The following is a 13,578-nucleotide window of genomic DNA, read 5'->3' on the forward strand; positions in this document are numbered from 1 at the left end:
TCCCGCGATGCGCATCCATCTTCCGGTATTGGTGATTGCAGGGCTGTTGCTGGCGGTGGCGCCGGCGGCGGCCGAGAAGGTCGGCACCGCAGCAGCGGTGGCGCCCGATGCGCAGAGTTATTTTGGCTCGGCCGCGCCGCGGGTGGTGCGGCTCGGTGACAACGTGCTACGCGACCAGCGCTTCCAGACTGATGCCAAGGGCGTGGTGCAGGTGCTGCTGGTGGATGGCTCCAGTTTCACCATCGGCCCGCGCTCGTCGCTGGTGATCGACCAGTTCGTCTACAACCCGGACAAGGGCACGGCGCAGTTGGCCGGCAGCATGTCGCGCGGGGTGATGCGCTTCATCGGCGGTGCGGCCTCCAAGAGCGCGGACGGGGTGAAGATCAAGACGCCGGTCGGTGTGGCCGGTATTCGTGGCGGCATTCTGGGCTTGTGCGTGGATGATGCGGCGGCCGGTTGTGCTGGCAGCGCCATCGGGCAGTTCGAGTTTGGCGATGAGGCACGCTTCGAACCCGCGCAGGGGCCGGCGGTAGTCCTGCACCAGCCAGGTACGGGCTTCAGTTCCAGTGGCGATGGCGCCTCGATCAACAATGGCGGTGGTGCGCCGGTTGATCCGGCGGCGGCGCTGCCAGCGGCGCAGGGCCAGGACCAGGATGTCGGCGGGCTGGCGGCACAGCCAAACGAGCGCGCCGGTTTCAGCGGCGCGCCGATGGGTCCGGCGCTGGGTGTGCCCGGCGTTATGCCGGGGCAAGGGCCGTCGGCATTGCTGCCTGCTGCGCAGGGCGACAGCCCCGGGCAGTCGCAGATCGAGACCGAGCTGGAGCGCAGCGGCACGCCGCCGGATCCGGTGACGCCGGTAGATCCTGTAGGGCCAGTGGATCCAGTGGATCCCGTAAATCCGGTAGATCCGGTAGATCCCGTGGATCCGGTAAATCCAGTAGATCCCGTGGATCCAGTAGATCCCGTGGATCCGGTAGATCCGGTAGATCCGGTAGATCCAGTAGATCCCGTATTGCCCAAAACCTTGAACGGCACGCTGCAGGGCTTCGCCTCGGCGTATGCCGGTAGCGCGCCGATGTCTTCGGGGGCTGCGGCCACGTTCCAGTTTGACGCTGCCGCCGGCACCTTCACCGCTACCATCACGCCGGAATCCTGGGGCGGTGCCTCGCTGTCTGGCGACGGTGACTACCTGCATGATCGCAGCTATCAATTCGAGAACAGCCAGGGCAGCCTGCGGGTGGACGGAACACCGGACCTGCTGTGCAATTGCGACTACCTGAGCTGGGGCCATTGGGAGGCGATCAATGTGCCGGGCGTGTCGGATATACCGGGGACGGAGGTGCCGCCCAACAGCGCCCAGAACGGTTACTGGATCATCGGCAACCTCACCCCGCTGGCGGACCTGCCGACCAATATCGTCGCCAGTTACTCGGGGATGGCGATTGGTGCTACATACAGTGGCAGCAACATCACCGAAGGCGTGACCGGTGATTTCACCGCGACGGTGAATTTTGCTGCGGGTAGCGGCAGCATCAATATCGCCAATTTTGGCGGGCACAGTTTCGGCAGCGATTTCGATCTTGGTGCCGCATCTACCGGCATGCCGGACACGGCCATCTCCGGTAGCTTCGAATCCACCATGGACGCACCGTATGTCGGCAGCTATAGCGCCGGCTTCGCCAGCGATGGCAGTGATGGCACGGCGGCCATGCTGGGCACCTTCAACGTGAAGGAGGAAAGCTCATCGGGGTGGTCGGCCAGCGGCATCTTCGCCGGCAAGAAAACCTCGGAGACGCCGGTTACCGGCAGCCCTTGATGAGCGCGAACTTGCGCCGTGGCAACAAGCAGCAGCCCAGGCGGCCGCGCAGCTTCAAATTGCTGCTCGGTGGTGTGGCCGTTCTGCTGTTGGCGCTGTGTGTGGATACCGTTTTCCGTGACGGCCTGTCACGCTTGTCGGACCTGGTCTTCGATGGCTTCCAGCGCGCCGCACCGCGTGCGGCCACGGCCGACCCTGGGGTATTGGTGGTCGATATCGATGAAGCCTCGCTGGCGCGCGTTGGGCAGTGGCCCTGGCCGCGTGACCAGATGGGCCAATTGGTCGATACCGTTGGCAGCCTGGGCGCGGCCGCGATTGCCTTCGACATGGTATTCACCGAGCCGGACCGCACCTCGTTGGGGCCGCAGTTGAAGCGCCTGCAGGCGCAGGGCATCGCCATCCAGGTTGCGCCCAACGCGCCCTTGGACAACGACCAGTTGTTTGCCGAAGCCATTGCCCGCAATCCAGTGGTGATGGGGGTGGCGCTGTCCAGCGAAACAGGGCGCGCGCTGTCACCACCGCTGGCAGGCCTGTCCTTTGCCGGCAGCGACCCGCGTGCCTATCTGCCTGCCTTCGAAGGCGGTTTGTCCAATTTGCCGGTGCTCACTGCGGCGGCAACGGGCATCGGCAGTTTTTCGTTTCCGCCGGCGCGCGACAACATCATCCGTGCGATGCCGCTGGTGGCCTCGGCGGACGGCCAGCTTTACCCCGGTCTGGGCGTGGAAGCGTTGCGGGTCGCGCAGAGCGCTTCGGGCCTGTTGCTGCGTTCCAGTGATGCCAGCGGCGAACGTGCCGCCGGCCCGCTGGCGCTGACTGCGGTGAAGGTGGGCATGCTGGAACTGCCGGCCGCTGCCGATGGCCGCTTCCGCATCCATTACTCTGCCATGCCGCATATGACGGTGATCCCGGCGTGGCAGCTGTTGCAGGGTGACGCGGCGGCTTGGGCCGACAAGGTCGAAGGCCGTGTTGTGTTGATCGGCACCTCGGCCATCGGCTTGCGCGATATCGTCGCCACGCCGCTGGCGGCGGCCGAGCCCGGCGTCAACGTGCATGCCGAGCTGATCGATCAGGCCTTGAACCAGCAGTTCCTGCAGCGTCCGGATTGGGCGCGTGGCGCCGAGGTGCTGGTCGCGGTGGTCAGCAGCCTGCTATTGCTGCTGGTATTGGCCGGTGCGCGACCGTTGCTGTCCTCGCTGGCCTTCGCGCTGCTGCTGGGTGGCGTGTTCGGCCTGGCCTGGTGGGCCTATACGCGGCATGCCTGGTTGCTGGACCCGCTGCCGGCGTTGCTGTGCCTGCTGGCGGTGTTTGTCAGCATGATGCCGACCCTGCTGTTTGTCGGTAACCGCGAGAAGCGCTTCGTGCGCTCGGCGTTTTCGCGCTACCTGTCACCGGCGTTGGTGGAACGCCTGTCGCATGATGCGCAGGCCCTGCAGCTCGGTGGTGAGACGCGGCAGATTACGGTGTTGTTCTCCGATATCCGTGGCTTCACCGCGCTGTCGGAGAACCTCAGCCCGGATGCATTGACCACGCTGCTCAATGACTTCCTGACGCCGATGACCGATGTGCTGCTTGCCCACGAAGCGACCATCGACAAATACATCGGCGACGCGATCATGGCGTTCTGGAACGCACCGGTGGATATCGCCGCGCACCCGCGCAAGGCCTGCCTGGCCGCACTGGGTATGGCAGCAGCGGTGGACGCGCTGAACCGCGAGCGGGGCAGTGCCCTGCGTATTGGTGTCGGCCTGAACATGGGCGAGGCCTGCGTGGGCAACCTCGGTTCACAGCAGCGCTTTTCGTATTCGGCCATTGGTGACACCGTCAACCTGGCCTCGCGCGTTGAAAGCCTGACCAAGTATTACGGCGTGACCTTGATGGTGACCGACGCGGTGCGCGCAGAAGCCGCTGACCTGGCCTATGTCGAAGTGGACCGCGTGCGTGTTGTTGGCCGCAACGAGCCGGTGCAGTTGTTTGCGCTGCTCGGTGATGCACAGCTGGCGCAGCAGGCTGAATTCGCAAGCTTGGCGCAGGCCCATGCGCAGGTGCTTGCGCTGTATCGCGGCGGCGAGTTCTGCGCGGCGCTGAATGCGCTGCAGCTGTTGCGCATGCAGACCTGTGCCGCTTCACTTTCTGCGTTGCATGCACTTTACGTGCAGCGACTTGAGCAGTTGATCATACATCCGCCAACGCAATGGGATGGCATCTTCACGGCGACCTCCAAGTAGTGCCAGACTCCCTTCCAGACTTGAAACCTGCCAGCACATGTCCCTGATTCCGTCGTTGACCACGTTTGTGCTGTTGATCGTCGGCCATGCGCTGGCGGATTACCCGCTACAGGGCGAGTTTCTGTCCCGGGCAAAGAACCGCTTCACCCCGATGGCCGGTGTGCCGTGGTACCAGGCGCTGGGTGCGCATGCGGTGATACACGGTGGTGTGGTTGGCTGGGTTACCGGCAGCATGTTGCTGGGCCTGCTGGAGGCGCTGAGCCATGCGCTGATCGACGATCTCAAATGCGGCCACCGCATCAGCTACAACGTTGACCAGCTGCTGCACGTGTTGTGCAAGCTGCTATGGGTGATGCTGCTGCTGGTGTTCGGCCCGCTGCCGTAAGCGTTGCGGGCGCGGTGCTCAGTCTTCGAACTCGGGCATCACTTCGCCACGGCGCCAGGCGTTGATGCCGTCCAGGCCGCCGGCCTTTTTCAGGAAGCGCAGTGTGTATTCATAGCCGGCCTGTTCCTGCGCGCGTCCCAGCTTGAAGGCGAGCAGGCCCATGCCCGGCACGGTTGGTGGCTTCAGCAGCAGATCGCTGCCCAGGCCGGTGCCACGCAGCATGCGCCCGGAGGTGATCTGCATCGAGCGCGCGGCTACCTCGCCAATACGCGGGAAATCATCGCCCTTGCGCCGCCCGCGCAGCAGCTGCCAGGCCAACGCCAGGCGCGACGGTACGCCGCCGTAAGCACTCTTCACCCGCCACTCGTTGCCGTGCGAAAGCATGGACACCATGTTCGGCCCGTTCTTGATCGCGCGCATCACCGAGATCGGCACGTTGTTCATCACGCCGCCGTCCACCAGCACCTGGCCTTGCTCATTGATCCACGGCGGCAGCGCCACCGGGATGGCGGTAGAAATGCGAAGTGCCTGCCAGGTCAGGCCGTGACGCACCACTTCCAGCTCATTGGTGGACAGGTTGGCGCCGACCGCAAAGTAGTTCAGCGGCAGGTCTTCCAGGCGCGCATCGCCGAGCTGGTTCTGCATGCAGGTATCCAGGTGGCGGTGGTCGAGCAGGCTGTACCAGGGCAGGGTGAACCGGCCCAGCGCCTTGCTGCGCAGGAAGAACTGTTCGTAGTCGAGCATCATCGCCTCGGCGTCGTGGCCGGCCGCATAGGCATGGCCAACCACCGAGCCGATCGAAGTGCCACCGATGATGTCCAGTTCGATGCCGGCTTCGGACAGGGCGCGCAAGGTGCCGATATGGCCAGCGCCCAGTGCGCCACCACCGCCAAGTACCGCGCCCAGTGCACGACCGGTCAGCAGTCGCGCCACCCGCGCATAGTCGCCAGGCTGCTCCAGCGCCAGATGGTGGTGCAGGTGCAAGGGCCGCTCCTGCAGCCAATGACGGGTCTGCCGGATCGCATCGCCGCTGTGTGTGCGCCATAGCAGCAGGCCGATCTGTCGCGGCCGGAACAAGGGCAGGGCATAGGCTTCCAGCGCGCTCAGCGGCACCGGGCCGGCGTGGGCCTGATCCTGGCGGCCGCATAACAGCAGCTGGTCGCAGTGACGCAGCGCGGCGCGGTCCCAGGCGGTATTGCCGTCACCGGCCACCAGCACCAGCTTGCTGCCGGCATGTTCCTGCATACCCAGCCACTGCGAGAGCTGTTGCTCGTTGTCGGCAGCCACGTCCGCTGGCAGGTCACGCGCGCGCAACGCGACGGCCGCAGTGCCACTGGCCTGCAGGGCCTGCAGCAGGCGTTCAACCAGCATTTCCGGCACAGGCACGTTGCCGGCTGGGCACAGGCCGATGGCATCGGCGATGCGTGGCGCCATCGCTGCTGCCGCCGAGGTGGTGGCGGCCAGCCGCCGGCCCAGCACGCGCAGGATCGACTGGACGAAGTCCGGCTGGGCGGCGGCCACGTGGTCGAAGCTCTCGCGGCTGAGTTCCAGTACTTCCGAGTCGCGGCTGGCCACCACGTCGGCGGTGCGGCTGAGCCCACCGAAGAAGGCGATCTCACCGACCGGCTCACCCGCGCCGATCTCGGCCACCAGGTGACGGCCATTGAGCAGCACTTCAAAGCGCCCACGCAGCACGTAATAGACATGGTTTGCGGCCTCGCCCTGGCGCACCAGGTGCTCGCCCTTGCGCAGCTGCAGCCGCCGCATCTGTGCCAGCAGGCCCTCGCGTTGCGACTCGGAAAGCCCGGCCAGCAGGTCGGAACGGGGGGCGGTGGCAGTATCCAAGAGGCGGCTCACAAGGGGGAACGGTGACGTTTACCCGCCTGTTATCGCCGCAGACCGTAAGAGCGCGCTGAACCGGGGTGTTGCCGGGTCCAGCTGGCGGCCAGAGCCGTGCTGCGCGGGCCATGACAGGCCGAGGCCGAGCGTGCTGGCAACGCCTGGGCAGCGGACCTTTGCCTGGCTGGTTTTCAGTGCAAGGGCGGGATTCAAACGCTGCGATGGCGGCCCCGGCACGGCGGGGTTCAGCCCGGTCGTTTACTCTTTGCAGCCCCGTTCCCCCGCCGGCGCCCATTGCGGCCGCGCAGCCACCTGACTTCCGACCCGATCATGTCCCTGCTTTCCGCCACGCCCGACACCCGCTACGCCGACTCCCTGCGCCTGTCCGTTGCGCCGATGATGGATTGGACCGACAGGCATTGCCGGGTTTTCCACCGGCTGCTGGCGCCGGGTGCGCGGCTGTATACCGAGATGGTGCATGCCAACGCGGTGATCCATGGCGACCGTGAGCGGCTGATCGGCTTCAATCCGGTCGAGCAGCCGCTGGCGCTGCAGCTTGGTGGCAGCGATCCGGCCGCGCTGGCGCAGGCCGCGCGGATTGCCGCCGATTGGGGCTATGACGAGGTCAACCTCAACTGCGGCTGCCCCTCCGACCGGGTCCAGGCCGGTCGCTTTGGTGCCTGCCTGATGCGCGAACCTGAACTGGTGGCGGACTGCGTCGCGGCAATGGTGGCGGCGGTGGATATCCCGATCACGGTGAAGTGCCGGCTGGGTGTGGACGAGGACAAGGACTACGAGGTGTTTGCCGGTTTTGTCGACCGCCAGGCCCAGGCCGGTGCGGCGATGGTGGTGGTGCACGCCCGCAATGCCTGGCTCAAGGGGCTCTCGCCCAAGGAGAACCGCGAAATCCCGCCGCTGCGTTATGAATGGGCCTACCAGCTCAAGCGTGAGCGCCCGCAGCTGCCGGTGGTGATCAACGGCGGCATCGCCACGGTCGAGGCCGCCCAGCAGCATATGCAGCACCTGGATGGCGTAATGCTCGGCCGCGCGGCCTACCACGACCCCTACGTGCTGCACGCCCTGGACTGTGCCCAGACTGGCCAGCCGCTGCGTGGCCGTGAGGAACTGCTGCTGGCGCTGCGTCCGTATGTGGAAGCACAGCTGGACGCCGGGCTGGCCCTGAAGCACATCACCCGGCATCTGCTCGGCCTGTTCCATGGGCAGCCGGGCGGGCGTGGCTTCCGCCAGGTGCTCAGCGAGGGCGCGCACCTGCCCGGCGCCGATTGGACACTGCTGGAGCAGGCGCTGCAGGTCACCCGCCGCCAGGCTGCGCGGGTAGCCTGAGCGCGGGACACCGGCGGCGGTTCGCTGTTTGTCCGGTCATTTTGCTGAACAGGTGTGCGCGGCAGGGGCAGGGTTCAGATCGGATTCACCCCTAAAAATCAAGAATTTGGCTCAATTTCGTAAGGTCCATGGAAAATCTTCCCGGGCTGGCGTTTACGAATTTTGAACGTTGCCTCGCCGTCCGCTAGGATCTGTCACATGCACTCGCTTTCCCGTCGTCGTCTGCTCGTCGCTCTGATTGCCGCGCTGGTCGTGGCCGGTCCGGGCGTGGTCGTGGCGTCGGCGCAGCAGCCGCAGCCATCGCGGGGCGAACACGCCCGCGGGGTTGAAGGTGGCGAGCGCGTCGCACGCGCCGGCCGCCCGGCCAATGACCGCTCGTTGTCCGATGCGGTGCGGCGTGTGCAGCGTGAGACCGGTGGGCGCATTCTTGGCGCTGAGCGCGTGCCGTATGACGGCCGTGACATCAATCGTGTCAAATACATGGATGACCGTGGGCGCGTACGCTACATGGACGACCCTTCGCCTTCACGAGACCACCCGCGCGACCAGCGGGCGGAGCTGCCACCACGCGGCGATAACTCCTGAACAGCGATAGTGGTTGTGGTTTTTGAATACACACGCTGGCCGCCTGGCCGGCCCAAAGTACTAGGGAGAGTTCATGCGTATCCTTCTGGTTGAAGACGAAGCCCCGCTGCGGGAAACCCTTGCGGCCCGCCTCAAGCGCGAAGGTTTTGCCGTGGATGCCGCTCAGGATGGCGAGGAAGGCCTGTATATGGGCCGCGAAGTGCCGTTCGACGTGGGCATCATCGATCTGGGCCTGCCCAAGATGTCGGGCATGGAACTGATCCGCGCGCTGCGTGACGAGGGCAAGAAATTCCCGGTGCTGATCCTGACCGCGCGTTCCAGCTGGCAGGACAAGGTCGAGGGCCTGAAGCAGGGCGCCGACGACTACTTGGTCAAGCCGTTCCACGTCGAAGAGTTGCTGGCCCGCGTCAACGCGCTGCTGCGCCGCGCTGCTGGCTGGTCCAAGCCGACCCTGGAATGTGGCCCGGTGGCGCTGGACCTGGCCGCACAGACGGTGAGCGTGGCCGGCAGCAATGTCGACCTCACCAGCTACGAGTACAAGGTGCTGGAGTACCTGATGATGCATGCCGGTGAGTTGGTCTCCAAGGCCGACCTGACCGAACACATCTATCAGCAGGACTTCGACCGCGACTCCAACGTGCTGGAAGTGTTCATCGGCCGCTTGCGCAAGAAGCTGGATCCGGACGGTGAGTTGAAGCCGATCGAAACCGTGCGTGGCCGCGGCTACCGTTTCGCGATTCCGCGCAACGAGGGCTGAGCCCCTAGGGGCATTGCGTCATGACGGGCCGTCAGTGGCTATTGAAGCGTTGGCGGCCCCGCTCCCTGCAGGCCCGCCAGCTGCTGGCTGCCTCGGTGGGCCTGGTGGCCTTCCTTGCGTTGGCCGGCTATGCGCTGGATGCCGCGTTCGGCCAGACCGCGCGTGACAACCTCAGCGAGCGCCTGAAGAACTATGCCACCGCCTATGCCGGTGGCATCGATTTCACCCGTGATGGCTCGCTGTACATCCGCGAACAGCCACCGGATCCGCGCTTTGATGTGCCTGGCAGCGGCCTGTATTTGCAGGTTGTGATGCCCGGCCATGTCGCCAACTCGATGTCGGCTGAAGGCCCGATGCTGCCGGACGTGAGCGACAGTACGCTCAAGCCGCGCGAGGAGGTCTTCGAAGGCCCATTGCCCATCACCCAGATCGACGGTACGCCCGGCGAGGTCTATCGCTATGGCATAGGCCTGGTGTGGGGCGGCGATGGCGCGCCCGAATCCGAATTTCCGTACACCATCTACGTGCTTGAGGATTCGCGCGCGCTGGGCATGCAGCTGCGCAGCTTCCGTGCCGCGGTGTGGTTCTGGCTGGGTGTCACCGGCCTGATCCTGCTGTTGCTGCAGACCCTGGTGCTGCAGTGGAGCCTGCGTCCGCTCAAGCGCGTGATCAACGAACTGACCCGCGTGCAGCGCGGCGAACGCGAGCGCATGAGCGAGCTGCATCCGCGCGAGCTGGAGCCGCTGACCGAAAGCATCAACGCCTTCATCGAAAGCGAGCGCGAAAACCTCGAGCGCCAGCGCAACACGCTGGCCGATCTGGCGCACAGCCTGAAGACGCCACTGGCGGTGCTGCGCACGCAGCTGGAAAGCGGCACCAGCAACGAGGCCGAGCTGCGCGAGGAAGTGGGTGTGCAGCTGCAGCGCATGAACAACCTGGTGTCCTACCAGCTGGCGCGTGCCGCATCGTCCGGGCACAAGCTGTTCTCCGCACCGGTGCCGATCGAGACCACGGCCGAAGAGATCGTGCGGGGGCTGGAAAAGGTCTACGCCGCCAAGGGTGTGCTGTGCGAGTTCGAAGTGACGCCGGGGGTGAACTTCTACGGCGAGCCGGGTGACCTGCAGGAGCTGCTGGGCAATCTGCTGGAGAACGCCTTCAAGTGGGCCAACCGGCGGGTACTGCTGACGGCGCGGCCGATTACCGCAGGCAACGGCAAGCGTGCCGGCCTGATGCTGGCGGTGGATGACGATGGCCCGGGCATTGCCGAGGACAACATCGCCAAGGTGTTGCAGCGTGGCGTGCGTGGCGATGAGCGCGTGCAGGGCCACGGTATTGGCCTGTCGATCGTGCAGGACCTGATCAAGGCCTACCGCGGCGAGCTGCAGGTCAAGCGTTCCGAGGAACTGGGCGGCGCCCGTTTCGAAGTGACCTTGCCGCCGGGGATCTGATCCCGGAAAGGCCAAGGATTCGTTGGCCGTGTGCGTGTTCTCCGTGTTGCTGCGCGAAGTAGCCCCAAAGCCAAAGTCAAAAACAAACCCCTTCCCAACCCTCCCCTTGGCTTGCGCCAAAGGGAGGGGGCGAAAGCGCGCGCTCTTCTGCTCCCTCCCCTGCGCACGTATTGCGTAGGGGAGGGCTGGGGAGGGGTTTGCTTTTGATCCTGCGTAGCCCGGGTAAGCGCAAGCGCACCCGGGGCAAACATCATTCCGTAAAGGGACAGCCAACAGCTCAGTCTTTGCCGTTTTCGACTACGCGCCCGAACTACGGAGCGTCAGCGCCCGTCGGCCCATAAAATCGCCGCAGATGCTCCGCCACCGCCGGCATCGTCTGCACCAGCAGTTCCGGCGCGGAGAAGTGGTACTCGCTGACCACCGCAAAGAACTCCTCCGGCGCTTCCGCCGCATAAGGGTCGATCACGGTTTCAACATCCGCATCCACCTGTGCGCAGAACGCGTCATAGGCCTGCTGGAAATCCCGCGCCCATTGCCGCTGCCATTCGCGCGGCAGTGGCGGGGTGCCATCGATGACGCCGTCGAGCGCATCGATCTTGTGCGCCATTTCATGCACCGCCACGCAGTAGCCAGCCTGCGGCTCGGCAATATCGCTCTGCACATCCGCCCACGACAGTATCAACGGGCCACTGCCCCAGGCCTCGCCGATGAGTTCGTCGTCCCACTCATGCAGCACGCCGGCTGCATCGGTATGGCTGTGGCGCACGCGGAACGCATCCGGGTAGACCACCAGTTCCGACCAGCCATGCAGGCCTTCGCGGCCGAACTCGATCAGCGGCAGGCAGCACAGCGCGGCCAGCAGCATGCGCTGGCCGTCATCCAGTGCCAGCCCGGCAACCGGGGTGATGGTCTTGCGCTGCAGGAACAGCTCCACCAGGGCGCGCAGCTTGCGTTCGCGCTCGGCCGACAAACCGTGCAGCCAAGGGCATTGCTGGCAGGTCTGCTGCCAGAGGGTGTCATCAAGCGGTGGCGGTGTGCGCTGCAACCAGCGCAACAACGACTGGATCAGCGGAACATCCCGGGCAACAGGCGATGCCAGCGCGGTGCACGCAGGCGTGGCAGCAGGTCATCGTCGCTGCCGCCACCGGCACGCGGGGTGGCGGTTTTGGCCGGGGCCGGGGTTGCCGGCGGGGCGTTGGCAATGCCAACTGCGGCGGCCGGGGCAGCCACCCGCTCCACTTCGGCCGGCGCGTAGCTGCACGCACTTTGGCCAGCGCCGCCGAGCGCGTCCGAAGCCTGCGCTGCAACTGGCGCCAGCAACAGGATCAGGCAATGAGCGAGGTGGCGCATCGTCAACATCCAAGAGCGGGCTAATTCCCGATTCTAGCCTGCTTTTTCTCCCGGTTTGGGTGGCCGGTGCTGGGCGGCCTGTAAGCCTTGCCGCATAATTTCCGAGTCTGTCGTGAGGGTACTGCTGTGGATGACCGCCAATTGCTGGCCAAGCTGGGTGCCGGCGCGTTGTCCGGCGACGCGCTGGCGCGCGAGCTGGGGCTGACCCGGGCGGCCGTATGGAAGCGTATTCAAGGGCTTCGCGCTGCTGGCGTGGTGATCGAGGGCCGTGCCGGCGACGGTTATCGGCTGGCCCAGCCGCTGGAACTGCTGGACCTGGCACGCATCCGCGGCGGCCTGCCCGCGGCCACGCAGGCGCTGTTGTCCGAGTTGGAAATCGGCTGGACATTGAGCTCGACCAACACAGAATTGCTGCAGCGCAGCGCGCCTGAGCGCGGAACCGCCGTTCTGTTGGCCGAGCGCCAGACCGGCGGCCGGGGTCGCCGTGGCCGCCATTGGGCCTCGCCGCTGGCGGCGCATATCTATATGTCCCTCTCGCGTGGCTTTGCCGGCGGCCTGTCGCGGATGGGCGGGCTGAGCCTGGCGGTGGGCGTGGCGGTGGTAGAGGCCCTGCATGAATTGGGCTTCAAGGACGCCGGCCTGAAATGGCCCAATGACGTGGTCGTCGACGGGCACAAGCTCGGTGGCCTGCTGGTGGAGGGCGGTGGCGAGTTTGCCGGCCCGGCGCGGGCGGTGATCGGGCTGGGCTTGAATGTCCGCATGCCGGCGGCCAATGCCGCCGATATTGACCAACCGTGGACCGATCTGGATACGCTGGCCGGCACCGAGGTATCGCGCAATGCAGTGGTGGCGGCCTTGCTGGCGGCCTTGCTGCCGGCATTGCAGCAGTTCGAGCAGCACGGCCTGGCCCCGTTCCTGCCGCGCTACGCGGCGATGGATGTGTTGCGCGGGCGTGCGGTACGGGTGGAAGAAGCGGGTGTGCTGCACGATGGCGTGGCCTGCGGGCTGGCCGAGGACGGTGCATTGCGAGTGAGCATTGCGGGGCAGGAGACCTGTTTCCATGCCGGCGAAGTCAGCGTGAGGGCGGCATGAGCGATTGGTTGTTTGATCTGGGGAATTCGCGATTCAAATTTGCACCGCTGCAGGGCAACCGTGCCGGCAGCGTGCAGGCCTGGGCGCACGGTGCCGAGGCGATCACCGCCAGTGCGCTGGAGGCCCTGCCGAGGGGCGCCACCGCCTGGGTAGCCAGCGTGGCGGCGCCGGCCTTGACCGACGAAGTCATGCAGATCCTGCAAGGCCGCTTCGACAAGGTGCAGGTGGCCAGAACCCTGCCGCGCTGCGCCGGGGTGAGCGTGGCTTATGCGCGCCCTGAGAAGTTCGGGGTGGATCGCTTTCTCGGCTTGCTGGCCGTCGCGCCAGCGCAAAAATCGGTGCTGGTGGTCGGTGTAGGCACCGCGCTGACCATCGATCTGATCGATGCGGACGGCCTGCACCATGGCGGTCGAATTGCTGCCTCGCCAACCGTCATGCGTGAAGCCTTGCATGCGCGTGCCGTGCAGCTGCCTGCCAGCGGCGGCGATTACGCCGAGTTCGCCAACGACACCGCCGATGCGCTGGCGTCCGGTTGCGACGGTGCCGCGGTGGCGCTGGTCGAACGCAGCCTGCGCCAAGCGCAGAGTTTGCTCGGGACCCTGCCGCAGCTGGTGGTACACGGCGGCGGCGCCTTGCCCTTGCTGCCCTTGTTGGCGGATGCCGACTACCGGCCCGCACTGGTGCTCGATGGTCTGGCGCGCTGGGCGGTTCACCACGACGCGTGTGACCGGTAGGAT

Annotated in this window: 12 protein-coding genes; 9 read left to right on the top strand and 3 right to left on the bottom strand. The window is 66.0% G+C overall.

All coding sequences use genetic code 11. The features are described 5' to 3' along the window. Positions 1-7 precede the first annotated feature (7 nt). The 3 genes from ABB27_RS20420 to ABB27_RS04370 are packed head-to-tail and all read left to right on the top strand — an operon-like array spanning position 8 to position 4,426. Positions 8-1,816, top strand: a complete 1,809-nt coding sequence (locus tag ABB27_RS20420) for a FecR family protein (RefSeq protein WP_083491141.1) — start codon at positions 8-10, stop codon at positions 1,814-1,816. Next, positions 1,816-4,041: a CHASE2 domain-containing protein gene (locus ABB27_RS04365; RefSeq protein WP_057627006.1), complete on the top strand. Its 2,226-nt coding sequence runs from the start codon at positions 1,816-1,818 to the stop codon at positions 4,039-4,041. The genes ABB27_RS20420 and ABB27_RS04365 overlap by 1 nt, the downstream gene beginning before the upstream one ends. Positions 4,042-4,078: 37 nt before the next feature. Further along, entirely contained in the window at positions 4,079-4,426 is a 348-nt protein-coding gene (locus ABB27_RS04370; protein ID WP_057627007.1) for a DUF3307 domain-containing protein, read from the top strand. An 18-nt stretch (positions 4,427-4,444) separates the two neighbouring features. On the opposite strand, the gene ABB27_RS04375 is transcribed toward ABB27_RS04370, so the two are convergent. After that, positions 4,445-6,271: a cyclic nucleotide-binding and patatin-like phospholipase domain-containing protein gene (locus ABB27_RS04375; protein ID WP_152984436.1), complete on the bottom strand. Its 1,827-nt coding sequence runs from the start codon at positions 6,269-6,271 to the stop codon at positions 4,445-4,447. Between the two features lie 324 nt (positions 6,272-6,595). Here ABB27_RS04375 and dusA point away from each other — a divergent pair, with 324 nt between their 5' ends. The 4 genes from dusA (at position 6,596) to ABB27_RS04395 (ending at position 10,399) form a co-directional block, all read left to right on the top strand. Further along, positions 6,596-7,609, top strand: a complete 1,014-nt coding sequence (gene dusA, locus ABB27_RS04380) for a tRNA dihydrouridine(20/20a) synthase DusA (RefSeq protein ID WP_057627050.1) — start codon at positions 6,596-6,598, stop codon at positions 7,607-7,609. 198 nt (positions 7,610-7,807) lie between these two features. Then, positions 7,808-8,194 carry a PepSY domain-containing protein gene (locus ABB27_RS20290; protein ID WP_057627009.1) on the top strand — a complete coding sequence of 129 codons (387 nt, stop codon included), beginning with the start codon at positions 7,808-7,810 and terminating at the stop codon, positions 8,192-8,194. 73 nt (positions 8,195-8,267) lie between these two features. Next, positions 8,268-8,951 (top strand): response regulator transcription factor, encoded by a 684-nt coding sequence (locus ABB27_RS04390; RefSeq protein ID WP_057627010.1) that lies wholly within the window; start codon positions 8,268-8,270, stop codon positions 8,949-8,951. Between the two features lie 20 nt (positions 8,952-8,971). Continuing rightward, entirely contained in the window at positions 8,972-10,399 is a 1,428-nt protein-coding gene (locus ABB27_RS04395) for an ATP-binding protein (RefSeq protein ID WP_057627011.1), read from the top strand. A gap of 310 nt (positions 10,400-10,709) precedes the next feature. Here the strand turns inward: ABB27_RS04395 and ABB27_RS04400 are convergent, their stop codons facing one another. Together ABB27_RS04400 and ABB27_RS04405 are read right to left on the bottom strand one after the other, a co-directional pair. Further along, positions 10,710-11,456, bottom strand: a complete 747-nt coding sequence (locus ABB27_RS04400; RefSeq protein WP_057627012.1) for a M90 family metallopeptidase — start codon at positions 11,454-11,456, stop codon at positions 10,710-10,712. A gap of 8 nt (positions 11,457-11,464) precedes the next feature. Continuing rightward, the gene (locus tag ABB27_RS04405; RefSeq protein ID WP_083491147.1) at positions 11,465-11,749 is read right to left on the bottom strand and encodes a hypothetical protein; all 285 of its coding nucleotides are present in this window, start codon (positions 11,747-11,749) and stop codon (positions 11,465-11,467) included. A gap of 126 nt (positions 11,750-11,875) precedes the next feature. Here ABB27_RS04405 and birA point away from each other — a divergent pair, with 126 nt between their 5' ends. Further along, positions 11,876-12,841 carry a bifunctional biotin--[acetyl-CoA-carboxylase] ligase/biotin operon repressor BirA gene (gene birA, locus ABB27_RS04410; protein WP_057627014.1) on the top strand — a complete coding sequence of 322 codons (966 nt, stop codon included), beginning with the start codon at positions 11,876-11,878 and terminating at the stop codon, positions 12,839-12,841. Further along, complete coding sequence (locus ABB27_RS04415) at positions 12,838-13,575, top strand: type III pantothenate kinase (RefSeq protein ID WP_057627015.1); 738 nt, start codon at positions 12,838-12,840, stop codon at positions 13,573-13,575. The genes birA and ABB27_RS04415 overlap by 4 nt, the downstream gene beginning before the upstream one ends. Positions 13,576-13,578: the final 3 nt, after the last annotated feature.

Source organism: Stenotrophomonas terrae (assembly GCF_001431465.1).
Classification (GTDB): Bacteria; Pseudomonadota; Gammaproteobacteria; order Xanthomonadales; family Xanthomonadaceae; genus Stenotrophomonas; species Stenotrophomonas terrae.

Excerpts from the sequence above, each read along its gene's own strand:
- ABB27_RS20420 (WP_083491141.1), top strand. The coding sequence starts at position 8 with ATGCGCATCCATCTTCCGGTATTGGTGATTGCAGGGCTGTTGCTGGCG.
- ABB27_RS04415 (WP_057627015.1), top strand. The coding sequence starts at position 12,838 with ATGAGCGATTGGTTGTTTGATCTGGGGAATTCGCGATTCAAATTTGCA.
- ABB27_RS20290 (WP_057627009.1), top strand. The coding sequence starts at position 7,808 with ATGCACTCGCTTTCCCGTCGTCGTCTGCTCGTCGCTCTGATTGCCGCG.
- ABB27_RS04370 (WP_057627007.1), top strand. The coding sequence starts at position 4,079 with ATGTCCCTGATTCCGTCGTTGACCACGTTTGTGCTGTTGATCGTCGGC.
- ABB27_RS04395 (WP_057627011.1), top strand. The coding sequence starts at position 8,972 with ATGACGGGCCGTCAGTGGCTATTGAAGCGTTGGCGGCCCCGCTCCCTG.
- dusA (WP_057627050.1), top strand. The coding sequence starts at position 6,596 with ATGTCCCTGCTTTCCGCCACGCCCGACACCCGCTACGCCGACTCCCTG.
- ABB27_RS04365 (WP_057627006.1), top strand. The coding sequence starts at position 1,816 with ATGAGCGCGAACTTGCGCCGTGGCAACAAGCAGCAGCCCAGGCGGCCG.
- ABB27_RS04390 (WP_057627010.1), top strand. The coding sequence starts at position 8,268 with ATGCGTATCCTTCTGGTTGAAGACGAAGCCCCGCTGCGGGAAACCCTT.
- ABB27_RS04405 (WP_083491147.1), bottom strand. The coding sequence starts at position 11,749 with ATGCGCCACCTCGCTCATTGCCTGATCCTGTTGCTGGCGCCAGTTGCA.